Below are 25,331 nucleotides of genomic sequence, written 5' to 3'. Positions count from 1 at the left end.
CGCCATCCGGGGCGTTGAGGTTGTCCAAGCAGTTGCGGCAATTCCTGTCTGGTCAGATCGCCGGACCGGGATAGGGCATCAAGGTGACGTAGACCTGAAACACTATCGTGCAGATCGCTGCGAGCGAGATCGGCACGCCAAACGGCACAACGCCTTTGCGGTCCAGGTGCTGAACGTAGAGGCGGAAGATGCCCGCGGGCAGCATGAGCGGATTTTTGACGACCATCGCCGTGGCGAGAGCGAAAACCAGCAGCAGCACTGAAAATACGACGAGGCCGCTGCCGCCGATCAGCAACGGCACCACCGCCATCAGCTTGACGTCGCCGGCCCCGATCTTGCGCAGGGCCCAGAACGGAAACAGCGCAACAAACAGCAAAAGACCGGCAAGCGCACTCAGGCCCAAGTCCCACCACGACCCGGATTGAACGGACAGGAGCGTCAGCGAGCCCAACCCCAGGCAAAGCAGCAGCAGCACATTCTGGTTGGATATCTTCTGGGTGGTGAAGTCGAGCCAGGCGATCCTTGCCAGCAAAGGAATGGCTAGTCCCTTCAGCAGCAGCGATGCGGAGAGCAACATGCGATAGCCTTACCGCTCGAGATTCTTCACGCTGGACGACAGGAGCTGCAGATTGTTGGCCACGGTCGGATCGTTGGGCGCCAGCTCATAAGCCTTGAGGAAATTGCTGCGCGCGTCCTGCAGCTTGCCGCGCAGCAGATAGGAATAGCCGACATTGTTGTAATATTCGGGCGTCCCGCCGACCAGCCGGAAGGCCTGGCGATAGGCCAGGTCGGAGAGATCGAAGCGGCGGATGCGATCGCTAGAGGCGGCCAGACCCATCCAGGCACCACCATCATTGGGCGCCAGTTGCGTCGCCTTGTAGAACAAGGCGCCGGCATTGCCGTAGTTTTCCGCGCGGAACTGGTTCTTGGCTTCGGCGACAGCCCGGTCCGAGGCATAATATTCGACGTCGCTGACCGTCTTCAGCCCGTCGAAGGCATCGCCAAAGGCTGTCACGTCACCTTTTGAGGGCTCATTGGTACGGACGACGCCGCTGGTATCAGCCGTCTGACAGCCGGAAAGCACGATAAGCAGCAAACCGGCTACGGCTGCGAGGCGCATTGTCCCTGTCATTTTGTCCCTCAAAAGAGTCCCCCGACTCTGTATTTTCGACCAAAGCACATACCTGCCTAGAAGAAAATGCCCTTCATTCGAACAATAATCGGTAACAGCACAATCATCAGGACAACCGGAAAGACGCAGACCCCCAACGGGATCATCATTTTGACCGGCAATGCGTTGCCGCGCTCTTCAGCGCGAAGAATTCTCTTGCCGCGCATTTCATCGCTGTAAACGCGCAGCGCGTCCGTCAGGCTGGTGCCAAGTTCCTCCGATTGCCGGAATAATATCGACAGTGCCCGCGCCTCCTCCAGACCAAGACGATCGGAGAGATCTCGAAGACCCTCGCGCAGCGGCTTACCGGCGCGCAGTTGCAGATTCATGATCGCTAGCTGGATGCCGAGCCATTTGTGGGTACCGGCCAGTTCCTGGCTCACGCGCTCGACCGCGGCCTCGAGGCTCATGCCGGCGTCGGCGCAGGTGATCATCATGTCCATGAAATCGGGAAAGCCGCGACGATAAGTTTCCTTCTGCGCATTCTCGAAGCGATCGAGGGCGACGCTCGGAACGACGAGGCAAGCAAGGCCAAACAAAGCAGCAGCTGCGAATGTCAGGAACCCTGGTAGTTGCGGCGGCACCACCGCAACCAACCCTGTGTATGATCCGAGAAAGCCGACAGCGACAGCGCCGAAACGCGACAATGTATACATCAGGGGCGCGCTTGCTTGATAGAATCCTGCGCGAAAGAGCTTTGCCTCAAGGGCATTCGGCTCGCCTCGCTCCTTTTCGACCGATCGGAAATAGGCGTCGACCGGGCGCTGTGCCGCAATCTTGGCAAGCTGTTCCTGTCCAGCAAGGGACCGGCGGTCGGCAATCCCCTCGGAACGCAAGCTTTGCGCCACCAGTTTGCGGGTCTGAAGGGCAGGCCTGAAGACAAACGCTCCGAACAGGAATAGCGCCATCGCCGCCAGGAAAACGGCAATGGAGACCAAAAGGCTCAAACCTTGCGTGTTCGAAAACAGGTCTATGTCACGCTCCCGTTAGAAATCGAAGTTGACCATACGATACATGATGAAGTCACCCAGCAACGCCCACAGTCCGAAGATCAGGAATGCGGGCATGACGAGCGGGTTGCTCCATATGTCGCCGTAATAGCTCGGTGCAATTACCATAAGCAGACCGAACATGACCAGCGGAAACAAGGAAATGATCCATGCCGACATCCGGCCTTCGGCCGAGAGCGCCCGGATTTTCATTCGCAATTTCTCCCTCTCGCGCAGCACCGATGAGAGGTTCGACAGGATCTCAGTGAGGTTCCCGCCTGTCTTGGCCTGGATCGAGAGCGATACCGAAAGCAGATGGAGACCTTCAAACCCTACACGTTGCGACAGTTTCCGCACTGCCTGTTCAATGCTGAGACCAAAGGTGATTTCGTCGGAAACAATGCCGAATTCGGTGCCGAGAGGGTCAGGCATTTCACGGGCGACAAGGGCGATAGCAACTGTCGTCGGGTGACCGGCACGCAGCGAACGCACGATCATGTCGAGCGCATCGGGAAGCTGGGCAGCGAATTTCAGGATACGCTTATTGCGTGCGCGCCGAAGGACGAGAAGCGGCAGCGCAAATCCCACCAGCAGGAAAGCGATCAGCGCCACGACAGTGGAGAAGCCAAAAAGCAATGGCAGCACCAGCCCGAGCACCAGCCCGCCAAGAAGGAACATTGCTGCGAAAGCCAGCGGATTGCCGGTAATGCCGGATTGTGTGTAGAGCCGGTTCAAAGCGACCAAGCCAAAGATGTAATCGCCCGAATCCGTCAGCCCACGTTCGCGGAGCAAGCCTTGAAGGGTCTTTTCGGCAGGTGCCTCCTCCGCCAGGCGCGCGAGACGACGGTTGATCGTACCGGCTCGAACGCGCCGCGCCGCGTAAGACACATAGAGGGATTCGGCGGCAAGGATCATCGACGCGGCCGCAAGTACATAGATGAAGTAAAGCAACGTCTGGCCGGTCGGCATTAGAGCGGCACCTGCGGATTGAAGGCATCCTTGGCGAAGTGGTGGCCGAGCGTCGCAGCCTCCTGGGCAAAACGCGGGCGGACGCCGGTCGCGCGAAATTCTCCGATGATCTTACCTTCGGCAGTCGAATCCCGGCGAACGAAATGATAGATTTCCTGGAGTTGGACGACATTGCCTTCCATCCCGGTCAGTTCCGATATGGAGACGACCCGCCTCCCACCGTCTGAAAGGCGCTGTGTCTGCACGATGATGTCGATGGCCGACGCGATCTGCGCCCGAATGGACTCATGGGTCATCGGCATGCCGGCCATACCGACCATCTGTTCCAGCCGCGATATTGCATCGCGCGGCGTGTTGGCATGGATGGTGGTCATCGAGCCCTCGTGGCCGGTGTTCATGGCTTGCAGCATATCGAAGGCCTCCTCGCCACGCACCTCGCCGACGATGATGCGATCGGGCCGCATGCGCAGCGCGTTCTTGAGCAATTCGCGCTGACGAACCTCGCCCTTGCCCTCGACATTGGGCGGACGCGTTTCCAGCCGGCCGACATGCGGCTGCTGCAACTGCAGTTCCGCCGCGTCCTCGATGGTGATCAGGCGCTCCTTGGCCGGGATGTAGCTCGACAGCGCGTTGAGCAAGGTCGTCTTGCCGCTGCCGGTGCCGCCCGAAACCAGGATCGACTTGCGCGCCTGCACGGCAATGCGCATCAGGTCGATCATCGGCTGGCGAATCGAATTGAACGCCATCAGGCGCTCGAGCGAATAGGGATTCTTGGAGAATTTGCGGATCGACACCAGCGGTCCATCGACCGAGATCGGCCGCACCGCGATGTTCACGCGCGAGCCGTCTTCCAGCCGCGCATCCACCATCGGCGCCGATTCATCGACGCGTCGGCCGATCGCCGAGACGATCTTGTTGATGACACGCAGCAGATGCGCCTCGTCGCGGAAACGGATCGATGTCTCCTCGAGCACGCCGCGCCGCTCGATGAAAACACGGTTGTGGGTGTTGATCAGGATGTCAGCAATCGAGTCATCCTTGAGCAGCGGTTCGATCGGCCCGAGCCCAAGCATCTCGTCGGCCGTGTCGCTGGTCAGTTGATCGAGTTCGCGGGCGTTCAACGGCACGTTTCGACCACGGACGAATTCGCGCACGATCGGTCGGATCTCGTTGAGGATCTCGCCCTTGGACGCTGTTTCGAGGACGGCGAGGTTGAAGCGGTCGATCAGGTGACGATGGAGATCGACCTTGAGTGTCAGGAAATCGTCGCCATGCGGCGCTAGATCGGAGGCTGGGGAAAGCGTAGGGACGACAGGCGACACCGCCGCTGTCGGTTGGAGCGTTGGCTCGACCCGCGGCTCGCTTGATCCCTTGATGAATCGCCCCAGCATGACGCTTCTCCCCGTGTAATGCCCACCGCGAAACTAAGCGTTAACCACGCTTGGCACAAGCGCCAGCCGCACCATGCAACTTAATACTTCAGACATAGTTAAAATCAAGGATAAGAAAACGCGACGTTTATTTGGTCAGCGGCGCTGTCCTAATGGAATACGAGCACTCGCCTTTCAATGCCAGATGCGTTTTTGTCACAAAGGCGCCATGGAACCCACGCAAGCCCTTAAGATATAAAGGAATATGCACTACCGCTAATGCTGCCCCACTTCTGCCATACCCACGGCCAAATTGTGAACGAATGGTTAAGATGGGTTGAAAAACGAGCCGAATCAATGTTTTGGTCTGCCTGAGATCGGCAATATTCTTGCCAAATCATGTATAGGAAAGTTAAGCAATCCTTAATCCCGTTTGACTCTGATTTTCGTCGGGACTTAGATCGAGATGACGGGGGATGCTTGGGTATGGATTTCATCCTTGGCTCGTCTCGTCGGGTTCAAACCTCCAAAGGGAGAAATTGGCATGAAGAAGCTCATGACGATGGCCCGGCAGTTCCGCGACGACGATAACGGCGCTGCTATGGTCGAATATTCCATCCTGGTCGGCATTATCGCCGGCGCCGCGATTCTCATCATCGTCGGCATCGGACTGTGGGTGAACGGCCGGTTTACCGATCTCTGCGCCGATCTGCAGTCCAGCGGCCTTGGTAGCTGCGGAAGCGGCACCGGAAGCTAATCGCTTGATCTTCAGGCCCGGATTTATTCGATCCGGGCCTGAATCCATCGCGGCGGGCGAATTCCCGCTCTTGGGGTTTGGGGCTTGGGTCTATGCGCGCCAATACACTTATCATGATCGTACTCGCCGGTGTGTTCGGCGTGCTAGCGGTGGTTCTCGTCAATATCTGGCTGGCCAGCCAGCGCAGCAACATGGCACAGGCGAAGGATATTCCGCGCGACACGGTCGTGGTGGCGGCGGTGGCGCTGAAGTTCGGCGATACTTTGACCGCCGACAAATTGCGCGAGATCGCATGGCCGGCGGGCGCGGTACCAGCCGGCGCCTTCAAGACGACCAAAGAAGCGCTGGCCGGCGACGGCACAAAACAGGCGCTGCAAGCCATCGGCGCCAACGAGCCTCTTCTAGCTACCAAGATCACCGGCCCCGGCCAGCGCGCCACGCTTTCGGCGGTGCTCGGCGAAGGTATGAAGGCCGTTTCTATTCGCGTCAACGACGTGCTTGGCGTCGCCGGATTTGTCTTTCCCGGCGACCGGGTCGACGTGCTGCTGACGCGCACAGTGCGCGGCGATGGTGGCCCGGACAAGAGTTTTGTCGACGTGCTGCTGCAGAGCATGAAGGTGCTCGCCGTCGACCAGGTCGCCGACGAAAGCAAGGAAAGCCCGACGGTGGTGAAGTCCGTCACACTTGAAGCCAGCACCAGGGACGCGCAGAAGCTTACGCTTGCCGCCGGCGCCGGCCAGCTCTCACTGGCGCTTCGCCAGGCCGCCGCCAGCAGCGGCGAGACGACCGAACGCGTGACGCTGTCGGACTTGACTGGTGACACGCCCGCCGATGTTGCCGCCAGGCAGGCCGAACTCGCCAAGCAGGCAGCAGCCGAGGCTGAGGCCGCGGCCGAGCGCAAGCGCGCGGACGACAAGATCAATGGGCTCACCCAGGCCGTGGAGAAGGTGGGAAGCAGGCTCGACCTGTTGAGCAAGGCAAAACCTGCTCCGGCAGTGGCCTCAGCGCCCCAGGTGCAAGAAGTGGTTAAGGAAGTGATCAAATTTGTGCAGCCGGAGCCGCCGGCACGTGCGACAATCGGCGTCTTCAGGGGTGTGAAGCTTGAATCTTACGACGTGCCGCGACAAAAGTAACGCTAGGGTATTGCCGAACGATTCGGCAAGAGGGGTAGTCTAGATGCGAATGTTCCGGGGACCACTGGCGGCTGCCGCGCTGGCCTGTTCGGTGATGCTATTGCCGATCGATCTTGCTGCTCATGCAGCCGACCGCAAGATCGATGTATCGAACCCCAGCGTCCACCGTGTTTTCCTGCCCATGTCGCAGTCGGTAACGATCCAGGTGAACGCCACGCTGGGCGACATCGTCGTCGGCGACGAGAAGATCGCCGACGCCCAGCCAATGACCGACCGGACGCTCTATGTCATCGGCAAGAGCGCCGGCACCACCACCGTCAACCTCTTTTCCGAAGACAAGCGCTCGCTTGGCGTGATCCAGATCGAAGTCGGCGTCGACGTGAGCGACATGGCGCAAGCGATCCGGCAGGTGGCGCCCAGGTCGCGCATCGATATCGGTTCGATCAACGGCAAGGTCAGGCTTGGCGGCCACGTCAAGGACGGCGCCACGCTGGCGGCGATCATGCAGGTTGCCCAGCAATATGGCCCCGACGCGATCATAAACGCGGTGACGGTCGACGACAGCCAGCAGGTTAACCTTGAAGTGCGGGTGCTGGAGGCCAAGCGCAATGCCGGCCGCGATCTTGGCGTCTCGATCAGAAGCAACAGCGGCTCGACCCGAACCGGAACCGGAATTGCCGCCGTCGACGAGGACAATGTGGTGCTGGGGCCGGGCAATCTGCTTACCGGCCTTCTTTCGAACACCAGCCCGTTCGCGGCGCTGATCACCCGCGTCATCGACAGCAACATCAAGGTCGACCTGATCATTGAGGCGCTCGAGGCCAAGGGCGTGGTGCGCACCCTTGCCGAACCCAACCTCACCACTCTTTCCGGCGAGGTCGCCAGCTTCAATGCCGGCGGCGAAGTGCCTATCCGCACCGACGAAGGTGATGGCGAGATCTCGGTCGAGTTCAAGCAATTCGGCGTCAATCTGCTGTTCACCCCGATCGTTCTTGACGACGACAAGATCAACATCAGGCTAGCGCCGGAAGTCAGCGACCTGACCGGCTTCACCAACGCCGGAGACCCGATCTTCACCAACCGCAAGCTGTCGACCGTCGTCGAGTTGCGCGACGGCCAGAGCTTCGCGGTCGGCGGGCTTCTGTCCAGCAAGAACACCAAGATCCAGGAACAGGTGCCGTGGCTCGGCCAGGTGCCGATCGTCGGGGCCCTGTTCCGGAATTCGAGCAACCAGAAGGAAGAGACCGAGCTGGTCGTGATCGTGACGCCGCGTATTGTGCGCCCGGTAAAGCCCGGCGAACAGTTGGCGACGCCGTTCGACAAGACGCGGCCGGCCAACGACCCGGAGTTCTTCATCCTCGGTCAGCTCGAAGTGACCAAGGACATGGTCCGCAAATATGAACTCGGCGAAGGCGTGGTCGGCCCCTACGGCCACATGCTCGACCTGAAATCCAAGGACAAGATGATCTATGTCAAGAAATAGCGCGTTGATCATCCTCCTGTGTGCCGCCCCGCTGACTGGCTGCGCCGATTATCTGAACCGCTACGATACGATGACCTTGGCTGCCGGCGATACGCAGAAATACAATTCGCTGCTGCAGACGGTCGATCCGCTCAATCCGGCGTCGAGGAACACGGCGATCGAAGGCGACGGCGCGCGCGCTGCCGCTGTTGCCCAGAGTTACAAATTTCCACCACCACCACCGCCGCCGCCGGCCATCACGGTCAACGTCGGCAACACCGGGGTTGAATAGAAGGGTGCGGGTTCAGCGTCAGGCAAAGCGACTGGCGTCAGGGGAGCTAAGAGTAAGGCCATGCTGCGGATTATTCGCGCGTTCTGGCACGATCAGAGGGGAATAGCGCTGATACTGGTCAGCATTACGCTGCCTGCAATTATCGGCTTTTCCCTGCTGGCGATCGACATGAGCCGGGTCAACAACTTACACAATGATTTGCAGAAGGGGGCCGACAGCTTTGCGCTAGCCGCGGCGGCGGAACTGGACGGAAGCAGCGGTTCCTGGGCACGAGCCGAACGCGCCATGGCGATGCTCATAGAAAACGAAAGCAATTTCTCCACGGCAGGCAGGTTCACTCTGACCTCCGATCAGCCGGGAGGCACGCAGCCCTGCAACAGTGCTGGCGCAATTTCCTGGTGCTTCCTCAAAGCGATCCCTGCCAACGACGGGACCAGGATTACAACCGCCAATCTGGCCACCTATCGTGCAGATGCCAACCAAGCTGTCGGAGAGGCGGAAACGCGGTTCATCCAGGTGACGGTCGTTCCCCAAGGGTTTGCCGCGATCTTTCCCGTCTCGATTCTATCATCCGGCGCCAGCAACTCTTGGACCATAGGTGCCGTCGCTGTCGCGGGGTTTACCTCCGGTGTGTGCGATTTTACACCGGTCTTCATGTGCAACCCCTATGAGATGGTAAACGGGACAAACAATGCTGGCGGTTATACGCTTGAGCAGGCCGTTTCCGATCCGGCCGTGCGGCGCCGGCTGATCGAACTGAGGAAGGTCGGAAATGGGGCTGCGGCCGGTCCCGGCAATTTCGGCTTCCTCGAACCTCCGCCAGATGTGGGAAATGGTGCCCAAGCGCTGGCCCAGACGATTGCAACGTCGACGCCGATCGGCTGCTACAATTCCGCGAACGTAACGACGAAGACCGGTCAGAATGCCGGCCCGGTGCAAGACGCCTTCAACGTTCGTTTCGGGATTGGAGCCAGCGGCAACCACTTCAACAGCCCAGAGTACGGTCCCGCCGCCAATGTCCGAAAAGGGGCGATACAGACCACCGGCAGCACTAATCAATGCCCTTCCATGAACAAACTTTCCTTCACCGAAGCTGGAACGATGGGCCTTCCGCGCGACGCGACTACCCCGTATCTGGGCGGCAGGATGGGCGACGGAAATTGGGATTTCTCCGGCTATTGGAGCACCAATTTCGGGTCCGCTGCCTATCCAGCGTCGTGGGACACGACCAAGCCGACACGCTATGAGGTCTACCGTTACGAGATATCGGCAGGGTTGGTGGGCACCGCGTCGACCGGTGGAGAGACCGGAACGCCGCCGGCAGCTTGCCAACCGCCTGTCACGACAGTCGATCGTCGGTTGATTTATGGTGCTATCCTGAACTGCAATGCTCTCGAGGCTGCGGGCAACGGCCTGTCGGGCCACAGCACCAATCTGCCGGTCGAAGCCTTCGGCAGTTTCTTCCTCACTGAACCCGTACCGTCAGCATCGGAAGATGCGTCGGTGATGGTCGAACTGGTCGACGTAACCGGCGGTGCCGGCCAGGGTACACTCGACAATTTCCTTCGCGACGAAGCTCAGCTTTATCGGTGATGGCGATGATCAGAACCCTGTTCCGTTACCTCGACAGATTTCGACGCGACCATCGCGGCACAGCGCTTGTCGAGACGGCGCTGATACTACCGCTCATGGTACCCCTCACGGCGGGCGTGTTCGAATTCGGCAATCTGATCCACAAAAAGCTGCTGATGGAGGCCGGGCTTTCGGACGGCGCGCGCTTTGCCGCTCGCTGCAACAGTCAGTTGTACACCAAGGCCGGGCTCACGATCAATTGCGCCGATACTGCCACAAACATCGCGGTGTTCGGCAATGCTGCGGGGACAGGGAATGCGCGCATCGCCGGCTGGCCGAAGGCAAACGTTACCGTGACCATTGCCGCCTCAGGGTCGTGCCATGACGCCGTGGTCGCAGGTGTCACCCTATATCGCTCCACCACCTCGCAGGTCTGCATCGTCCGGGCCGCAGGCACGTTGGACTACAACGACATCGGAATGCTGTCGCTGCTCGGCATCGGCCCGATCACGCTCAGCGGCTTTCACGAGGAGCGGTTGATCCGGTTCTGATCATGATCAGGCGCTTCGCAAAATCGGAAGACGGCGCGGCGATGGTGGAGATGGCCATCGTCATGACGCTTATGTTTGCGCTCACTCTCGGCTTCGTCGATTTCGGTTACGCCCTCTATCAGTGGAACGCCGCCAACAAGGCCGTGCAGCTCGGCGCACGTCTGGCCTCGGTTTCCGATCCGGTTGCCACCGCGCTAGCTACAGCCGCACCGACGACCACACCGGGCGCTCCGGTCGTTGCCGCGGCCTACGGACCATTCACCTGCACATATACTGCTGGCACGGGCGCTTGCAGCAATGGCGGTACATTCAATGCAGCCAATTTCAGCCGCATCTTCCGCGGCGATACGGCAGTCACTAATGACGACGTCTGTCCCGCGTTGGCGACAGACCAGCGGCCGGGTATGTGTCATTTCTTTGCTGGCCTCAGGCGCGATAATGTCGTCATCGCCTATTCGGCCACCGGCCTGGGCTACCAGACTCGGTTCGGCGGACCGGTGCCGACGATCACCGTCAGCCTTCAGAACCGGACCTTCCAATTTTTCTTCCTCGGCGGCCTCCTCGGATTCGGAAACCTCACCATGCCCTCGATGCTCAGCACGGTCACGGGCGAAGACCTGAAGAGTACATCCCCATGAATGCCATCAACACCAAGGTTCTCCCGACCAAACGAAAGCAGGTGGCCCTGTTCTCGTCGGATCCGCAGTTCAGACGCGAGGTGGCGACGCGGCTCGACGCGCTGGCCATCTACGATGTCGGAATCTCCGAGACGGCTGACTTCCTCAAGGGTCCGCCTGTCGACACCCGGCCGGGCATTGTCATCCTCGACTTTGGCAATGGCGAGTTGCTCGGCGAGCCCGGCATCGTCGCGGCGCGCGCCTTGTGGGCGACCGTGCCGCTGATCGCGGTTTCCGACGAATTGACTTCCGAAAAGACGCGCATCCTGGTTCGCATGAACGCCTCGGACTGGCTGCACAAGCCGCTCGACGCCAAGGAACTGCTGAACGCGGTCACCTTTCACGACACCGGCAACCAGGGCACCAAGAGCCGCATCATCACTTTCATCAGCGCCAGCGGCGGCGCCGGCGCCACGACGATCGCTCTGTCGGCGGCGGAATACCTAGCCTCGAAATCCACCGAACGTGCAGCTTCGACCTGCCTCGTCGACCTCGATTTCCAGAGCGCCAATTGCGGCGCCTATCTCAACCTGTTCAACCAGTTCGACCTGGCCGGCATCATCGGCCAGCCGGAAAGGCTCGATGTCGAACTGATGGACGTCATCAAGCTCGCTCGGCCGTCCGGCCTGACCCTCTATTCATTCGAGAGGCCGCAGCTGCCGTTTGAGCCGCAGGGCGCCGATTTCGTGTTCCGGCTGCTGGACCTCGTCGCCTACCGGTTCGACGACATCGTCATCGACCTGCCGAATATCGAAACCCCCTGGCAGAATTCCGTGCTTTCGACGAGCGACGAGATCTTCATCGTCTTCGAGCTCAACGTCGCCTCGCTGCGGCAAGGCAAGCGGCTCTACACGAAGATCCGCGAGCTGCGCGGCAATTCGGTGAGTATCACGCTGATCGCCAACAAGCATAAGCGCAAATGGTTCGGCAACCACTTTTCGCGCAGCGAACTCGAGAAGATCTTCAAGGCGCCGCACATCAAGTCGGTCGGGCTGGACAATGCGCTGCTGACCGACGCGCTGAACCGGGCCATCCTGCCTTCCGAAGTGGACGGGCGGGCGCGCTTCAACAAGGACCTGAAGCGGATGTTCAAAGAGCGGCTCGATGACGCAGCCCGGTAGATACCGCTTCGTCCCGAGGCTTGCTGGCGCCTGCATCATCGGCCTGGCCTTGGGGATGCCGGCCTGGGAATTCGCCCATGCCCGATCCGCGCTGTCGGACCGGCCGCCGCTGCCGGCAATGGGGCCTAGCCTGCGCAAGGCGGTTGCTCTCCAAACCGCGGAACAGCCCGGCACGATCATCATCCGCAAGGACGAGAAGTCGCTTTATCTGGTGACCCGGCAGGGCCAGGCGCTGCGCTACCAGATCAGCGTCGGGCGCGACGGCTTTGGCTGGACCGGCATCGTTAAGGTCGGGGCCAAAACGGAATGGCCGGAATGGCGCCCGCCCAGGGAAATGCGCGCCCGCCAGCCGGAGCTGCCGGAAATGGTGCCCGCCGGTCCCTATAATCCACTCGGCGCCAGGGCACTCTATCTGCTGCGGGACGGGCACGACACGCTCTACCGAATCCACGGCACCAACGATCCCAAGGGCATCGGCTTCGACGGAACATCGGGATGTTTCCGTCTTACCAACACCGATGTGATCGATCTCTTCAAGCGCGTCCCGGTCGGCGCAAAGGTGGTGGTCCAATGACGATGATCAGCGACCCGGATATGCCGGCAATCGACATTGGGCCGGCAACCCACACTGAAGAACAAGCTGCCGTGGGGAAACCGAGCAATGCAAGGATGATCGGCGTTGTCGCCGCCGGCGCCTTGCTGATCACGGCGGTGAACATAACGGCCGCGGTCTATTTCTACCGCGGCATCAACGATCTGCGCCTTGTCGAACGGCGGCTGGAACAGCTCGGATCGTTCGAGCAACGGATCGCAGCCCGGCTCGATACGGTCAACAACGGCTTTCAAAGCCGGTTTGAAAAACTGGACGGTCAACTGCAGGGCAGCTTCAACGAAGTCAAAGGCAGTATTGCCCGGCTTGAACAGGAGCTGCCCCTGGACAGTGACGACAACATGTCGAGCATAGCGGAGCCTTCCGTGATCACGACCAGCACCATGGCGGAAGCAGCCACCGATCTCGAAGAAGCGACCGAACCCAATATCGTCGAAGCGCCGCGCCCGCCCAAAAAGAGGATCGCGGCGCCGCCCCCTCCCCCAAACTCGTCTTACCAGCGCATTGTGCAGCCTGACGGCAAGGTCCACTACAAGAAAATCAACTAGAAGCGACAGACATCGAGAGACGGTTTTTGCGTTCAGCTGCGTGCAGAGCTGCCGTCGTCTTGTTGGCAATGCCGATCGGGAGCGCGACGGCTGCGACCTGCTACCATGTTGTCAATGTCGACTTTTGGGATGTTCTCTATATCCGATCGCAGCCAAGCCACCTCTCCAGGGCTACGGGCGCAATCGCTAGCGATCACAACGGCATCATCGTGGCCACAGGCCCATGCCGGCCGGCCGGGGCGGGCCGAAAGCGGCAATGGTGCCCGGTCACCTACTATCCGTTGCCGTCAGTGAGCCTGGACGGCTACGTGAAAGCCCATTTCGTGAAAACCACGGCGTGTCCCGGGTCCTAAAGCGCGTCGCGTTTGAATGGATTCATGCGACGCGCTTTAGACTGTCGACGGTCACTGCCGACCGGCCTGCAGCCGCCAATCTCCGACGTCTGCGATTAGCCGTAAGCCCCCGCGCCTTCGTCTTCCTAGGGCGAAGCAAGGAGCGAAGCGACGCGGCGCAGACCCTAGGATCCATGCCGTTACCCAATCCGAAGAATGCAGCGGACCAGAACCGAACGCTACCACCCCGTTCCGCGAAAAAGCTCGAACCACTCTGGATTGGTCTTCTCGATCAGTTCGATCTTCCATTGGCGCGGCCAGCGCTTCAGCGACTTCTCGCGCTGGATGGCGTCGCGAATGTCGAAATGTTCCTCGTACCAGACCAGACGCTGCACGCCGTAGCGGCTGGTGAAGCGCGAGCCCTGGCCGGATTTGTGCTCCGGTAGGCGGCGGCCGAGATCATTGGTGACGCCGATGTAGATCGTGCCGCGCTTCTGGCTCGCGGTCATATAAGCATAGCCGGTCATGGTGGAAGGGTAGTGGCACCGTTGCGGATACAAGCACCGTTCTAGTCCGCTGCATTCTTCGGCTGATGTCACGGCATGATGGGGTGGACGGCGCCCGACGGCATCGAATGTGCCAGAGTGAGGTCGTATGAGATCTCAAACAAGGGAGCCGTCCGTGGAACAGGTTATCCGCATTGGCATGGATACGTCCAAGAGTGTTTTTCAATTGCACGGTGTCGACGCTTTGGAGCGGCCTGTGCTGATCCGCAAGCTGCAGCGACGTGCGGTCGTTCCGTTCTTCGCCAGGCTGGCGCCGGTGAAGGTCGGGCTTGAGGCGTGCGGCGGCTCGCATCACTGGGCGCGCACGCTGTCGGCATTGGGCCACGATCCGGTGCTGATGGCGGCTCAGCACGTGAAGGCCTATTTGCGGCGCGGCAAGCACGACGCGGCCGATGCGGAGGCGAACTGCGAGGCGATGAGCCGGCCGAGAACCCGCTTCGTGGCGGTGAAGAGCGTCGAGCAGCAGGCGGGTCAGATGCTGTTTGGGGTGCGCGAGCAAATGGTTCGGCGGCGCACGCAGCTTTCCAATGCGATCCGCGGCCATGCGGCCGAATTCGGACTGGTGGCTGCGAAGGGCCTTGCCCATGTCAAGCCGCTGCTGGCCCGCGTTGCAGCCGATGATGGCGTGCCGGCGCTGGCACAGGAGCTGTTCAACATGCTCGGCGAGGAATACCGCGCCACCTGCACCCGGCTGGCGGCGCTTGAGAAGAAGCTGGTGGCCCATTACCGCCAAGACGAGACCGCACGGCGGCTGGCTGCGATGCCCGGCGTCGGGCCGATCGGGGCAACGCTGCTCGGCATCAAGGTCGGCGACGCAACGGCGTTCAGGTCGGGACGCGACTTCGCGGCATGGCTGGGGCTGACGCCGAAAAACCACTCGACGGCCGGCAAGACCCGGCTGGGTGTGATCACGCGGGCCGGCGACGAGATGCTACGGCAGGTGCTGGTGGTGGGTGCGACGGCACACATCCAGCAGGTGCGGCGCGGCCGCATCGCGGCCTCGCCGTGGCTGGCCGCGCTGCTTGCACGCAAGCCGCCAAAGCTGGCGGCGGTGGCGCTGGCAAACAAAAACGCCCGCTTCGCCTGGAAGATGATGGTGACGGGCGAGCCATACCGTTGCGACCAAGCGGGCAGTTTGGCACCGGCCTCGCCGCCGTCAAGGCCGTCCGGCGCCGCCTGCGGCGGTGGCCTGCGGCCGGCCTTGACCGCGGCTCCGTCCGACGCCGCCATGCCCTGACTGGTCGCAACGGAGAGACACCGGGAATACAAGCTCTTGCAACGGAAGGAAGATGGCGTGATCGATCGATCCGTGACGCGCGAAACTCCGAGGGATCCATTGGCCGACGGAAATCGCTGGCATGATTGGAACGGGCGTCGCGAAACCCACCTTGGCCAGCGGCTGAAACGACCGCACCAACAGGCCGTCCACATATGGACGCAAGCGATCGAAACCGCCTGACGCCAACCATTGCAGACAGGGCGCCGTCCACATATGGATCCCAGGGTCTGCGCCGCGTCGCTTCGCTCCTTGCTCCGCCCTGGGATGACGAAGTTGGCACGGCGTGTCCCGGGTCCTAGAGATCCCGCTGCAGAGCAATAAGCCGTACGGCGAGCGCTTGGGAACGCTGTCGCGCCTCGCTGAGAAACGCAACATGACAGTAGGCGCAGGCCGCAGTGCCCAGAAGCAGCACCAGGCTGTTTTGCCATGTGAAATCGAGGAACAGCGAGAACGGATGGCCGCTCGGTGTGGTGAATGCCGCAATCGTGCTCGCCGTTTCAGAATGGCTGCTGGAAGCCATCATCAACCCGGCGAAAAGCAGAGCGGCGTGGTTGGCAAGGAAGAAGAACGCGGCCGATTTTCGCGTCCGGCAAGCCATCCAGCAGAGGATCGATGCGGCGGTCAGGATGGCGGCATCAACGGCCATTGAACCGCTGAGATAGAGGTCGACCTGCTGCCAGAACATCATCGACAACGGGCGCAGTTCAAGCCAGATCCGCCACAAAGCGGGGCTGGCCGGATAGGTTCCCAGCAGGAACGTCGCTGCTCGCTCCCCTGCCAGAATCAGAAGAATGAGAGCCGGGAAGGCAAAAAGCAGTAGCGGCTTGCGCATCATGTTCCCTCGCCAATCGATAAGCAGAATAGGCTGCAAAGATTGCGCGAAGCTTAAGGAAGGCGGCGAGCAGCATTGATCACAGGCGCAGGCGCAGCCCACAACCGTGGCGAGCGCCCGTTTTATGTGCCATTTTTGCTACATTCCCGAAACTTATGGCCCGAATTCGGTTTTTGGCCGGCCCTAAATCAATAAACACTGACGTATTCGAAGAATTTATTGGATAATTTGTCAAAGCTTCGGTGAGAAGGCTTGGCAATACAAAAAGTACCGGGCAGAAGCATGGGTGGGGTGGGGTAGACCATGAATACGACAATCAAAGTGGCCATTGGCAAGCGCCTTGGCCTGCTCTTCACATTTTCGATGCTGGCTTGCGGGAGCGCTAGTGCCCTCACGCTCAAGGAAGCGATGGCCGTGGCCGTCGAGTCCAATCCGGAGATCGGCCAAGCGGTCGAAAACCGCGAAGCAATCGAATTCGAGCTGCGCCAGGCGAAAGGGCTCTATCTTCCCAGCATCGATCTCGAGGCATCCGCGGGAGCCCGTCACCTCGACAATTCGTCCCGACGAGCGCTCTCCATAGAGGAAGACGGGCTCTATCCGGCGGAAGCCGGTGTCGTGATATCGCAAACGCTCTATGACAGCGGAGCACGACGGGCCGAACTGAACCATCAGGCGTCGCGGGTCGATGGGGCTTCTTTCAGGGTACTGGAGCGATCTGAATTCATCGGGCTCTCCGTCGTCCAGGACTATCTTGAATACATGCTGCAGGCCTCGATTGTTTCGGAGGCGAAAAAGAACCTGGGCTTCCATCAGGGGATTCTCGGAGATATCCGGCAAGGCATCGCGGGTGGTGCGTTGAACGAGGCCGACCGGCAACAGGCCGAGGAGCGCCTCTTCGCCGCCAAGGCGCGCATGCAGGAAGCCACCGAAGAACTGGAAGCGGCCAAAATACGGTTCTTCAAGACCGTCGGCAAGCCGCTGACCCACGCCTCAAGGCCAGGCAGTGTCGGCGGCGCGCTGCCAAGGTCGCTTGATGAGGCGCTGGGACTGGCGCGCGAGAACAATCCGCGCGTTCACATGGCCAACAGCGATATCGACGCTGCTGCTTCACTGGTGGACGCAGCCCGGGCTAAATTCGGGCCCGCTATCGTCGCGGAAGGCCGTGCGCGGGCCGGATATGATATTGATGGCGATGACGGCGACGCCAGCGATCTGCAAGCGCGGCTCGTGCTGCGCTGGAACCTCTATCGCGGAGGTATCGACAAGGCCAACGAACAAGAACAGATCCGCCGCACCAGCGAACAGCGTCTTGGGCTGCATCAGGTCTTGCGGGAAATCGAGGAAGCCGTCCGCACCTCGTGGGACCGCCGTTTCCGGCAAGCCGAACTTGCAAAGACCTTGAGGCAGCAGGCCTCCGCAAGCGAAAGACTCGTCGCCTCCTATCGCGAACAATTCAAGGTCGGACAGCGTTCGCTGCTCGACGTGCTTGATGCGCAAAATACGCGGTTCAACACAGCAACGCTGGCGGATACCGCCTCCTACGCATCGCTGTTCGCCGAGTATCGGCTGCTGGCGGCGACCGGGCAGTTGCTGAAAACGATGAACCTTCAGCCGGCAAAACAGGCGGCGGCTTATGCCAGGACCGAGTTTGCAACGCCGGAGACTGCTGACACCGAAACCTATGCGCGAACCCCGTCGGAACAGAAAAATGATCTGCCTTTCGACATCCTCGCCCCGGTCAGGAAAAAATAGCTCGGTTTAAGGATCGATCGAGAGTCCTTGCGGGCAGATCGTGAATCAGCAACCCAACATCCTCTCCCCTAAAGAGGCATTCAAGGCCTGCTTTTCGGCTGTTGCCGGATATCTCGGCAGACCGAGCGCCGAAACCGTCCTGTTCGCCGGGGTTCCGCTTTCAGAGACGCGAATAGAGGTGGATGACATCAGGCATCTTGCCGAACGGATCGGTCTGGAGGTCCAGGAATTCAGCCACCGGGATTTTCTGCGCGGTCGTGTCGATCTTCCTGCCATTCTCTTTCGCGTCAGCCAATTGCCTGTTGCTCTGCTGGCGGAGATGCAAGACGGCGCATATACGACTGCCCCGCAGGAAGATGGCCGCACGATCATCGCCAAATCCGAGCTTGCCGCCGGTTTCATCAGTGGCGGCGTATCCTTTTCGATAACCTATGCCAATGCCGCCGAAGGAATGAAGGTCGGTTCCGCCGCGAAGATAGAAAGGCGCCACTGGCTGACGGGAACGATGGGCGCCTTCTGGCGCACCTATTCGAAGGTGGTCCTGTCGGCGATATTCATCAATCTGCTGGCCATCGCCTCGCCGATCTTCACCATGAATGTCTACGACAGAATCCTGCCGAACAAGGCAACTTCAACGCTGTGGGTTCTGGCAATCGGCATCGGCGCCGTCATTCTGTTCGATCTGCTTTTGAAGACCGCCAGGGCATCTCTCATCGACTATGCCGGGCGCAAAGCAGATCTGCGAATATCATATCTTCTGTTCGAAAAGGTCCTCAACTCGTCTCTGTCAGCGCGCCCTGGCTCGACCGGTGAATACGCTAATCGCGTGACCCAATATGAGTTCGTGAGGGAGTTCTTCACCTCCAACACGATCAGCGTCTTCATCGATACGGCTTTTGTGTTCGTCTTTCTTCTGGTCATCTATGCGATAGGCGGCTGGCTGGTGGTGATACCGGCATTGGCCTTCGTGGCGTCGGTCATCGTCGGGCTGATCACGCAGCGACGTATCGGCAAGCGAGTCGCCGCCTCGATGAACGAGGCTTCTCAGCGCCAGGCCTTGCTGGTCGAATCCATTTCGACGCTGGAGACGATCAAATCGCTGCGGGCCGAAGCGTATCTGCTGCGGAGATGGGGCGAGCACTCCAAGAACGCTGCCAACACGTCGGAAAAGATCAAGCAGCTTTCGGCCGCCGCCGGCAACATCACCCAGGCCATACAGCAGCTTGTGACCGTCGCCCTGGTCGTAGCCGGCGCCTATGCCTTCTCGGAAGGCCATATTTCTACGGGAGCAATAATAGGCACGGTCATGCTCGCAAGCCGCGCGGTTGCTCCGCTTGGCCAGATCGCCATCACCCTTTCGAGACTGCGGCAAGCCATGCTCTCGTTGAGAATCATCAATTCGATCATGGCTCAACCGGAAGACCGGCCGGACACGGTGGGCTTCGTCAATCGCCCCATCCGCAACGGTGCGATGGTGTTCAGGAATGTCGGGTTCGTCTATCCCGGTTCGGAAAACGAGGTTCTGACCGGCCTCAATTTTTCGGTGAAACCGGGAGAACGGATCGGCATCATCGGCCGCATAGGGTCCGGCAAGACAACGATGGGTCGCCTGATCGGCAGGCTTTTCCTTCCGACCTCGGGAGAGCTTTTGCTCGACGGCATCGACATCCGCCAATACCATCCGTCGGAGGTTCGCGCTGCGGTAGGAATCGTCGCCCAGGCCGGCGATCTGTTTTCAGGCACCATCAAGGAAAATCTCCTGATGGCGTGCCCCGAAGCGACCGATGAGGAAATCATCGACGCCGCTAAGGCCGCCGGCGTCGACGAGTTCGTCTCTCGCCACCCGCGCGGCTATGACATGAATGTCGGCGAGCGGGGTACCAATCTCTCGGGGGGGCAGCGACAGACGGTGGCAATTGCGCGCCTGCTGCTGACCAAGCCGAAAATCGTCTTCCTGGACGAGCCGTCAGGCTCAATGGATCTCGCCTCGGAAAGACAGTTGATCAAACAGCTCAAAGTGGCCTTCAATGAAAACACGACGCTGATCGTGTCAACCCACCGCTACAGCATGCTTGAGCTGGCGGATCGGCTTATCGTTGTCGAGCAAGGCAGGATAGTGGCAGACGGGCCAAAGGAACAGGTCGTAAAGGCACTGCAGAAAAGTGGCTGATAAAAAATAGATTATATTGAGCGAGTTCAATATAATGGGGGCGTAAGGAAATGCTTGCCAAAGAAGATCGTCCGCCGCTTTTCGCGTCGGCGTCCATATTCATCATAGGAGCGCTCTTCGTCGTTTTTGTTGCTTGGGCGTCTTTTGCCGAAGTCGATGAAATCGCACGCGGCGACGGCAAGGTCATCCCGGCGTCCAAGACCCAAATCATCCAGGCCAGCGAAGCCGGCGTCGTCCAGGAAATCGCCGTCAAGATTGGGCAGGTCGTCAGGAAAAACGATCTGATCATTCGCCTCGACAACACGCTGAATACGTCCAGCCTTGGCGAGCAGCAGGCCAAGTCACGCGCGCTTGAAGTGCGAATCGCAAGGCTCAAATATGAACAAAGCGGCAATCTCGCAGGGTCCTTTCCGTGCCCGGCCGACATTCAGTCGATCGCTCCGCAAATCTGCGATAATGAGCAGAAGCTTCTCATCGCCCGGCGCGAAAACTTCGACAATAAATTGTCGGTTCTCAAATCGCGCCTCGACCAGCGCGAGAAGGAACTGGACGAAGCAGCCGCCAATTCCGAACGCCTCACCAAGAATCTGGCCGTTAGCGACGAAGAGGCAAAACTGGTCGGATCAATGGTCAAAAAGGGACTGATGGCCAGGACAGAGCAAATCCGGGTCGAACGGGAGCAAACCGAACTCAATGGTCAGCTGAATCTGTCCGGCGAGACAGTCAAGAAGATCAGGTCAACGATCACCGAAGCTCAACTCCAGGTTGAAGAGCTCGGCCTCCAGCTGCAGCAGGAAGCACTGGATGAACTGACGCAGGCGCTGGCCGAGCTTTCGGTCGTGGACGAAACCATTCGTGGGGCCACCGACAAGGTAGCGCGCACCGATATCCGTTCGCCGGTGGACGGCATCGTCAATACACTGGAGCTAAACACGGTTGGCGCCTTCGTCCAGCCTGGCTCGGTCGTGGCAGGCATCGTGCCCACCTCCGAAACCTTGCTGGTCGAAGCGCGCGTCTCGCCACGCGATGTCGCTTTCATTCGTCCCGACCAGGAGGCGCTGATAAAAGTCACCGCTTACGACTTCTCGATCTTCGGCGGCATCGAAGGCAAGGTCTCCAACATCACCGCCGACAGCCTGGTCGACGAGAAAACGGGTGAGCCGTTTTACCAGGTGCGTGTCGCGACGGACAAGTCGACCCTCGAAAGGGACGGCAAGGCCTATTCGATCATCCCCGGCATGATCTGTTCAGTCGACATCAAGACAGGACGCAAGACGATCCTCAGTTACCTTTTGAAGCCGATCAACAAGGCGCGTCAGGAGGCCATGAGTGAGCGCTAGCACCAACTCTCCTCCCAGCACCCATGATCGGTTGCTCCTGCCGATCACCAGAGAGGATTTCGGGCTGGAGTTCCGGGTTGTCGCGCGTGGCGGCATACGCCGCGGCATTCGTCTGGAAAGGGCTTTCTGGATGTCGCTGAAGCAGATGGCTGAAAACAGGAAATGCACGATCGGCATGCTGATCGACGAGATCGCCAAAAATCAAACCAAGGCTGGTAATCTGACGTCGGCGATACGGGTGGCCTGCATACAGGGGCTGGCGGATGAAAACTTGATCCTAAGAAAGCTTGCATCGATCAGAACGATCAATGCCATATTGGTTGCCTGCCCCTCGCCCGCTTTTGCCTTGGCGTCATCGAAGAAGATCCTGACTTTCAATGCTCCGTTCCAGCAACTGGTCAAGCGTCAGTTGCCGACCGGACCAAACAATGATGCACGACAAGATCTCAAGCTGGCGCTGGATCTCAATGTCGCCGACATTTTTGCCCGACTCGATGCCAATGGCGAAGTTCCGATCGCCAGCGGCTTCGTCATCGGCGCCGGCGAACGTCGGTATCGGGGTCAATTGAATGCAGTGCGGGCGCCCGTACCCGAACCGGAGCTCCTGATGGCGTTCGTCAACGGCTAATTTAGAGCTACCGCTCCGGGCAAGTGCAGCTCAATCCTGGCTGACGATGCTTCGCGTAATGTTCACAGGGACATATCCGGCTCCGAACCTTCGCCAGGGGCAACCGTTGCGAAAGCGCCTTTGATGTCGGCTATTTGCGCGCCCCCTGGTTTTGCGCCATGGATCCACGCCCGGTCAGTGCTGAAGGAATACAGCGGCAGATAATCAGGGAGATCGCTGTCTTTCAAAACAGTGTTGTTGAGACTGTCGAGGATGAATGTGCCGCTGTCCGCACTCACCGACAGTACGGCATGAAAGAATTTTCTGCGGCGATCCTGGAGAACAACAAGCGACATGCTCTGCGCCGGGATGCCGGCCCGCAGCAGTGCCGCCATCTTGAGGATGGCAAAATCCTCACAGTCGCCAGCCCGCCGCTCGAGGATTTCCGAAGGCTTCGCCCAATAGTCGAGCCTGCTGTAAACTGCACTGTCTTTCTTGTAGGCAATCGCGCGGTTTATGCTGCTGTTGACGAAGGACAGCGTGTCGCTGAATCCCCGGTCTTTGACAGCGTTAACGATCTCGGCAAAAGCAGCGCTCTTGCGCTCGCACGCACTGCTCGCAGAGCAGTCGGCGATGGCCCTGTAGACAGGTGCCCAGCGCGCCGAGACGGGAGAGTTGCGCATGGACAAGGCAACCGATCCGAACACACCGGGGATTATCGCCGCCGTCTGCACAGGATCTATGCCGACATCGCCTCGCGACGTCGAAAGAGCCTCCCCGTAATCAGCAACGGCTAGCCCGTAGCTGCCGGGAAACATATCTGTGCGGTAAGCTTCAGCAGGCCGCCAAGGCTGAAATCTCGCCAGCGAAACGCCGCCGAGGCATGGCGGCGCCTGCACCTTTTCCAGCTGCGCACCGGCCGCAGCGACATCCGCCACAATGGCATTCGCGAGTGCTGGCTGCGACAGGCCGACAACGCCGATCGCCAGCAAGAGCATTTTGAGACCGCCCAGGCCAGCCTTTTCTTTTTTCATAACGCCCACCTTTGACTGTGGACGCTACCAATCTTGTCTCAAATTATTGGAAAGGAAGGTGGATAACTTTGCCGCAAAGGGCTACGTCTATTTTGTATAAAATTTTATATATATTTATACTTATTTTCCGCATCGTTGTTGTAAGGATTGCCAGCAAATTGGCCTGCTGCGGCAACATATATAGGGTTATATAAATATGATTTACCATGCGTAAAAAATAATGGCAAATGCATATTCGGATATATGGAATAGATTACCAGACTGTTGCAAAGCCGAGGTGACCGCTGTCTCTTCCAGAGAAATACCGGAGGGGTTTCAGCTATGGCGACCATTATCGAATTGGACAGTGTTTCAGGTTCCTCGGACGAACATTCTGCTTCCAATGAACACAGCGGCCTGGCATCGGCGGCAGGTATCCAGGTCGCGCAAGCAGCCTCGACCGAGCAACCGGCAGCAGCCGAGCCGGTGCCGGCGGATGTGGGCAACGGCGCACCAGTGCAAACGGAAGCGCCGGCAGCGGCCAATGCACCAGCGGCTGCGGCGCCGCATGAATATGTGGCCGACGCCAGCAACACCGTGAGATTTCCGGCCAACGTCGCCATCGACAATATCCGAGTCGACGGCCGCCACCTTCTGCTCGAACAGCCAGACGGCTCGGTGGTCGTCATCAAGGACGGTGCCCTGAACGTGCCGACCTTTATTCTCGGCGACATTGAGGTACCGCGCGTCGCCTTGCTGGCGGCGCTTGAAGCAAGCCATGTCGACATTGCCTTCGGCGCCGACGGCTCGATCTCGGCGGGGCCGGGAAACGGGACGCCGGGCAGCGCCGGCGGAAACTTCGCGGTTCCAGTCGGCGGGATCGGCAATGGATTCGATCTGTCGGCGTTGCTGCCGCCGACAGCCTTGCAGTTTGGCCGTTTGGAGCCGCGGGAACTGACGATTGGCGTCAGGGAGCAAGACTCTACCCCTTCGATTGATCCTGTAGCCTCGACCACGGTCTATGAGGCTGGCCTGCCGGCACGCAGCGGCGAGTCACAAGGCTCGAACGAGCCTGCGGCCTCGGAGACGACCTCTGGCACGATCGGCTTCAGCTCGCCCGACGGCGTGCTGGAGGTCTCGCTGGGCGGCCATGTGCTGACCGGCGTGCCCCAGACCTTCACCGACGCGACCGGCTCGCTGACAGCGAGCTATGTCTATGATCCCGCGACCGGCCTCGGCACGATCAGCTATTCCTATACGCTCATCGACAACACCTCCGGCGACGCCACCAGCGTAAACCTCCCGGTCGCGGTGACGGACGCCGACGGCGATCCGGCAGCGCCAGGCAACCTGGCCATCAACATCGTCGACGACGCGCCGACGGCGATTGCCGACACGGACAGCATCGCGGCGGGTCAGTTCGGCCCCGCGACGGGTAATGTGCTTGCTGGCGGGACAGACGGCCTTGACGTCAACGTGACTGACGGGGCGGCCGACACGCAGGGCGCCGATGGCGCGACGGTGGTCGGGGTCACGAGCGGCACGACGAATTCCGATCTGGACGACGCTGGTACGCTTGGCGTGCAGATCCAGGGGACCTACGGCAAGCTGACGCTGAACGCGGACGGCACCTACAGCTATGCGCGCGATGCCGGCACGCCCGGCGGCGTCGACGACGTGTTCACCTACACCATCGAGGATGGCGACGGCGACCTGTCGCATACGACACTGACAATCTCGATCGGCGATGCACCGCCGGTGATCAGCGACCTGACGCCCGAGGCGCGTGGCGGCGACGTGACGGTGAATGAAGAGGCGTTAAATGTCGGGACGCCGGGCGGGCCCGGGTCGAACCCGTCAAGCACGGCCGAGACCGGTACGGGCACCTTCACCATCTCCTCGCCCGACGGCATTGCCTCGCTGACAATCGGTGGTCAGGCCTTCATCACCAATGGCGTGTTCACGGCGGGCTCGTTCACGACGCCGGAGGGCAACACGCTGGCTGTGACGGCCTACGATGCCGCGACAGGTCAGGTGAGCTACACCTACACGCTCCTCGACAATGAGGCACATCCCACCGCCCTCGGCGAGAACAGCCTGTTCGAGAACTTTGCAGTGGTGCTGACCGACCAGGACGGGCAGAGCGCCAACGATACGCTCACCATCGATGTCGTCGACGACGTGCCGACGGCGAACGCCAACACCAACAGCGTCGCCG

24 protein-coding genes and 1 pseudogene are annotated in these 25,331 nt (G+C 60.2%); 17 read left to right on the top strand and 8 right to left on the bottom strand.

The features are described 5' to 3' along the window. Positions 1-52: 52 nt before the first annotated feature. Genes BQ8482_RS16275 through BQ8482_RS16265 form a run of 3 tightly spaced genes read right to left on the bottom strand, consistent with a single transcriptional unit; the run spans position 53 to position 1,818 of the window. On the bottom strand, positions 53-577 hold the full coding sequence (locus BQ8482_RS16275) for a prepilin peptidase (protein ID WP_123148585.1): 525 nt from the start codon (positions 575-577) through the stop codon (positions 53-55). A 9-nt stretch (positions 578-586) separates the two neighbouring features. Next, complete coding sequence (locus BQ8482_RS16270; RefSeq protein WP_165848595.1) at positions 587-1,132, bottom strand: tetratricopeptide repeat protein; 546 nt, start codon at positions 1,130-1,132, stop codon at positions 587-589. Positions 1,133-1,188: 56 nt separating this feature from the next. After that, positions 1,189-1,818 carry a type II secretion system F family protein gene (locus BQ8482_RS16265; RefSeq protein ID WP_244602837.1) on the bottom strand — a complete coding sequence of 210 codons (630 nt, stop codon included), beginning with the start codon at positions 1,816-1,818 and terminating at the stop codon, positions 1,189-1,191. Positions 1,819-1,842: 24 nt separating this feature from the next. Here BQ8482_RS16265 and BQ8482_RS39290 point away from each other — a divergent pair, with 24 nt between their 5' ends. Then, on the top strand, positions 1,843-2,073 hold the full coding sequence (locus BQ8482_RS39290; RefSeq protein WP_244602836.1) for a hypothetical protein: 231 nt from the start codon (positions 1,843-1,845) through the stop codon (positions 2,071-2,073). Between the two features lie 84 nt (positions 2,074-2,157). Here BQ8482_RS39290 and BQ8482_RS16260 read toward each other — a convergent pair whose 3' ends face one another. Further along, positions 2,158-3,129, bottom strand: a complete 972-nt coding sequence (locus BQ8482_RS16260; protein WP_123148582.1) for a type II secretion system F family protein — start codon at positions 3,127-3,129, stop codon at positions 2,158-2,160. Continuing rightward, positions 3,129-4,520 carry a TadA family conjugal transfer-associated ATPase gene (locus tag BQ8482_RS16255; protein WP_123148581.1) on the bottom strand — a complete coding sequence of 464 codons (1,392 nt, stop codon included), beginning with the start codon at positions 4,518-4,520 and terminating at the stop codon, positions 3,129-3,131. Before BQ8482_RS16255 ends, BQ8482_RS16260 begins: the two co-directional genes overlap by 1 nt. A gap of 523 nt (positions 4,521-5,043) precedes the next feature. Between BQ8482_RS16255 and BQ8482_RS16250 the strand changes: the two genes are divergently transcribed. From BQ8482_RS16250 to BQ8482_RS16205, 10 genes are all read left to right on the top strand, one after another. Then, positions 5,044-5,256, top strand: a complete 213-nt coding sequence (locus tag BQ8482_RS16250) for a Flp family type IVb pilin (RefSeq protein WP_123148580.1) — start codon at positions 5,044-5,046, stop codon at positions 5,254-5,256. A 92-nt stretch (positions 5,257-5,348) separates the two neighbouring features. Further along, complete coding sequence (gene cpaB, locus BQ8482_RS16245) at positions 5,349-6,389, top strand: Flp pilus assembly protein CpaB (RefSeq protein WP_123148579.1); 1,041 nt, start codon at positions 5,349-5,351, stop codon at positions 6,387-6,389. Positions 6,390-6,432: 43 nt separating this feature from the next. Further along, complete coding sequence (locus tag BQ8482_RS16240) at positions 6,433-7,872, top strand: type II and III secretion system protein family protein (protein WP_123148578.1); 1,440 nt, start codon at positions 6,433-6,435, stop codon at positions 7,870-7,872. Continuing rightward, entirely contained in the window at positions 7,859-8,143 is a 285-nt protein-coding gene (locus BQ8482_RS16235; RefSeq protein WP_123148577.1) for a hypothetical protein, read from the top strand. The genes BQ8482_RS16240 and BQ8482_RS16235 overlap by 14 nt, the downstream gene beginning before the upstream one ends. Positions 8,144-8,203: 60 nt before the next feature. Beyond that, entirely contained in the window at positions 8,204-9,736 is a 1,533-nt protein-coding gene (locus tag BQ8482_RS16230; protein WP_123148576.1) for a TadE/TadG family type IV pilus assembly protein, read from the top strand. A 5-nt stretch (positions 9,737-9,741) separates the two neighbouring features. Then, on the top strand, positions 9,742-10,266 hold the full coding sequence (locus tag BQ8482_RS16225) for a TadE/TadG family type IV pilus assembly protein (protein WP_244602835.1): 525 nt from the start codon (positions 9,742-9,744) through the stop codon (positions 10,264-10,266). Positions 10,267-10,268: 2 nt separating this feature from the next. Next, complete coding sequence (locus tag BQ8482_RS16220) at positions 10,269-10,904, top strand: TadE/TadG family type IV pilus assembly protein (protein ID WP_123148574.1); 636 nt, start codon at positions 10,269-10,271, stop codon at positions 10,902-10,904. Beyond that, on the top strand, positions 10,901-12,064 hold the full coding sequence (locus BQ8482_RS16215) for a CpaE/TadZ family protein (protein WP_123148573.1): 1,164 nt from the start codon (positions 10,901-10,903) through the stop codon (positions 12,062-12,064). The genes BQ8482_RS16220 and BQ8482_RS16215 overlap by 4 nt, the downstream gene beginning before the upstream one ends. Then, positions 12,048-12,638, top strand: a complete 591-nt coding sequence (locus BQ8482_RS16210; protein WP_123148572.1) for a L,D-transpeptidase — start codon at positions 12,048-12,050, stop codon at positions 12,636-12,638. The genes BQ8482_RS16215 and BQ8482_RS16210 overlap by 17 nt, the downstream gene beginning before the upstream one ends. Continuing rightward, positions 12,635-13,222 carry a hypothetical protein gene (locus BQ8482_RS16205; RefSeq protein ID WP_123148571.1) on the top strand — a complete coding sequence of 196 codons (588 nt, stop codon included), beginning with the start codon at positions 12,635-12,637 and terminating at the stop codon, positions 13,220-13,222. The genes BQ8482_RS16210 and BQ8482_RS16205 overlap by 4 nt, the downstream gene beginning before the upstream one ends. 571 nt (positions 13,223-13,793) lie before the next feature. Here the strand turns inward: BQ8482_RS16205 and BQ8482_RS16200 are convergent. After that, positions 13,794-14,081 (bottom strand): GIY-YIG nuclease family protein, encoded by a 288-nt coding sequence (locus BQ8482_RS16200; RefSeq protein ID WP_123148570.1) that lies wholly within the window; start codon positions 14,079-14,081, stop codon positions 13,794-13,796. A gap of 154 nt (positions 14,082-14,235) precedes the next feature. Between BQ8482_RS16200 and BQ8482_RS16195 the strand changes: the two are divergent. Next, positions 14,236-15,249: pseudogene (locus BQ8482_RS16195) on the top strand (IS110 family RNA-guided transposase); the annotation flags it as partial. Positions 15,250-15,694: 445 nt separating this feature from the next. Here the strand turns inward: BQ8482_RS16195 and BQ8482_RS16190 are convergent. Further along, positions 15,695-16,234: a hypothetical protein gene (locus tag BQ8482_RS16190; RefSeq protein WP_123148569.1), complete on the bottom strand. Its 540-nt coding sequence runs from the start codon at positions 16,232-16,234 to the stop codon at positions 15,695-15,697. 300 nt (positions 16,235-16,534) lie between these two features. Here BQ8482_RS16190 and BQ8482_RS16185 point away from each other — a divergent pair, with 300 nt between their 5' ends. From BQ8482_RS16185 to BQ8482_RS16170, 4 genes are read left to right on the top strand one after another with little or no spacing between them, the layout of a single operon-like run. After that, positions 16,535-17,983, top strand: a complete 1,449-nt coding sequence (locus BQ8482_RS16185; protein WP_123148568.1) for a TolC family protein — start codon at positions 16,535-16,537, stop codon at positions 17,981-17,983. 40 nt (positions 17,984-18,023) lie between these two features. Then, a complete protein-coding gene (locus BQ8482_RS16180; RefSeq protein ID WP_123148567.1) occupies positions 18,024-20,153 on the top strand; it encodes a type I secretion system permease/ATPase in 2,130 nt (709 codons plus the stop codon). Between the two features lie 50 nt (positions 20,154-20,203). After that, positions 20,204-21,493 carry an HlyD family type I secretion periplasmic adaptor subunit gene (locus BQ8482_RS16175; protein WP_123148566.1) on the top strand — a complete coding sequence of 430 codons (1,290 nt, stop codon included), beginning with the start codon at positions 20,204-20,206 and terminating at the stop codon, positions 21,491-21,493. Further along, the gene (locus tag BQ8482_RS16170; protein ID WP_123148565.1) at positions 21,483-22,121 is read left to right on the top strand and encodes a ribbon-helix-helix domain-containing protein; all 639 of its coding nucleotides are present in this window, start codon (positions 21,483-21,485) and stop codon (positions 22,119-22,121) included. Before BQ8482_RS16175 ends, BQ8482_RS16170 begins: the two co-directional genes overlap by 11 nt. A gap of 62 nt (positions 22,122-22,183) precedes the next feature. Here the strand turns inward: BQ8482_RS16170 and BQ8482_RS16165 are convergent, their stop codons facing one another. Further along, positions 22,184-23,134 (bottom strand): transglutaminase-like cysteine peptidase, encoded by a 951-nt coding sequence (locus tag BQ8482_RS16165; RefSeq protein ID WP_123148564.1) that lies wholly within the window; start codon positions 23,132-23,134, stop codon positions 22,184-22,186. 321 nt (positions 23,135-23,455) lie between these two features. Between BQ8482_RS16165 and BQ8482_RS16160 the strand changes: the two genes are divergently transcribed. Then, the coding region (locus BQ8482_RS16160; protein WP_208867727.1) for a VCBS domain-containing protein at positions 23,456-25,331 on the top strand (1,876 nt) is incomplete at its 3' end.

The sequence above is a fragment of the Mesorhizobium delmotii genome, assembly GCF_900149755.1.
GTDB lineage: Bacteria > Pseudomonadota > Alphaproteobacteria > Rhizobiales > Rhizobiaceae > Mesorhizobium > Mesorhizobium delmotii.
This window is presented reverse-complemented; position numbering and strand designations above follow the sequence as displayed.

Bases quoted from the DNA above. Each gene is read 5' to 3' on its own strand.
- BQ8482_RS16210 (WP_123148572.1), top strand. From the start codon at position 12,048: ATGACGCAGCCCGGTAGATACCGCTTCGTCCCGAGGCTTGCTGGCGCC.
- BQ8482_RS16240 (WP_123148578.1), top strand. From the start codon at position 6,433: ATGCGAATGTTCCGGGGACCACTGGCGGCTGCCGCGCTGGCCTGTTCG.
- BQ8482_RS16190 (WP_123148569.1), bottom strand. From the start codon at position 16,234: ATGATGCGCAAGCCGCTACTGCTTTTTGCCTTCCCGGCTCTCATTCTT.
- BQ8482_RS16220 (WP_123148574.1), top strand. From the start codon at position 10,269: ATGATCAGGCGCTTCGCAAAATCGGAAGACGGCGCGGCGATGGTGGAG.
- BQ8482_RS16275 (WP_123148585.1), bottom strand. From the start codon at position 577: ATGTTGCTCTCCGCATCGCTGCTGCTGAAGGGACTAGCCATTCCTTTG.
- BQ8482_RS16235 (WP_123148577.1), top strand. From the start codon at position 7,859: ATGTCAAGAAATAGCGCGTTGATCATCCTCCTGTGTGCCGCCCCGCTG.
- BQ8482_RS16250 (WP_123148580.1), top strand. From the start codon at position 5,044: ATGAAGAAGCTCATGACGATGGCCCGGCAGTTCCGCGACGACGATAAC.
- cpaB (WP_123148579.1), top strand. From the start codon at position 5,349: ATGCGCGCCAATACACTTATCATGATCGTACTCGCCGGTGTGTTCGGC.
- BQ8482_RS16185 (WP_123148568.1), top strand. From the start codon at position 16,535: ATGAATACGACAATCAAAGTGGCCATTGGCAAGCGCCTTGGCCTGCTC.
- BQ8482_RS16205 (WP_123148571.1), top strand. From the start codon at position 12,635: ATGACGATGATCAGCGACCCGGATATGCCGGCAATCGACATTGGGCCG.
- BQ8482_RS16225 (WP_244602835.1), top strand. From the start codon at position 9,742: ATGATCAGAACCCTGTTCCGTTACCTCGACAGATTTCGACGCGACCAT.
- BQ8482_RS16175 (WP_123148566.1), top strand. From the start codon at position 20,204: ATGCTTGCCAAAGAAGATCGTCCGCCGCTTTTCGCGTCGGCGTCCATA.
- BQ8482_RS16260 (WP_123148582.1), bottom strand. From the start codon at position 3,129: ATGCCGACCGGCCAGACGTTGCTTTACTTCATCTATGTACTTGCGGCC.
- BQ8482_RS16270 (WP_165848595.1), bottom strand. From the start codon at position 1,132: ATGACAGGGACAATGCGCCTCGCAGCCGTAGCCGGTTTGCTGCTTATC.
- BQ8482_RS16200 (WP_123148570.1), bottom strand. From the start codon at position 14,081: ATGACCGGCTATGCTTATATGACCGCGAGCCAGAAGCGCGGCACGATC.
- BQ8482_RS16215 (WP_123148573.1), top strand. From the start codon at position 10,901: ATGAATGCCATCAACACCAAGGTTCTCCCGACCAAACGAAAGCAGGTG.
- BQ8482_RS16255 (WP_123148581.1), bottom strand. From the start codon at position 4,520: ATGCTGGGGCGATTCATCAAGGGATCAAGCGAGCCGCGGGTCGAGCCA.
- BQ8482_RS16165 (WP_123148564.1), bottom strand. From the start codon at position 23,134: ATGAAAAAAGAAAAGGCTGGCCTGGGCGGTCTCAAAATGCTCTTGCTG.
- BQ8482_RS16230 (WP_123148576.1), top strand. From the start codon at position 8,204: ATGCTGCGGATTATTCGCGCGTTCTGGCACGATCAGAGGGGAATAGCG.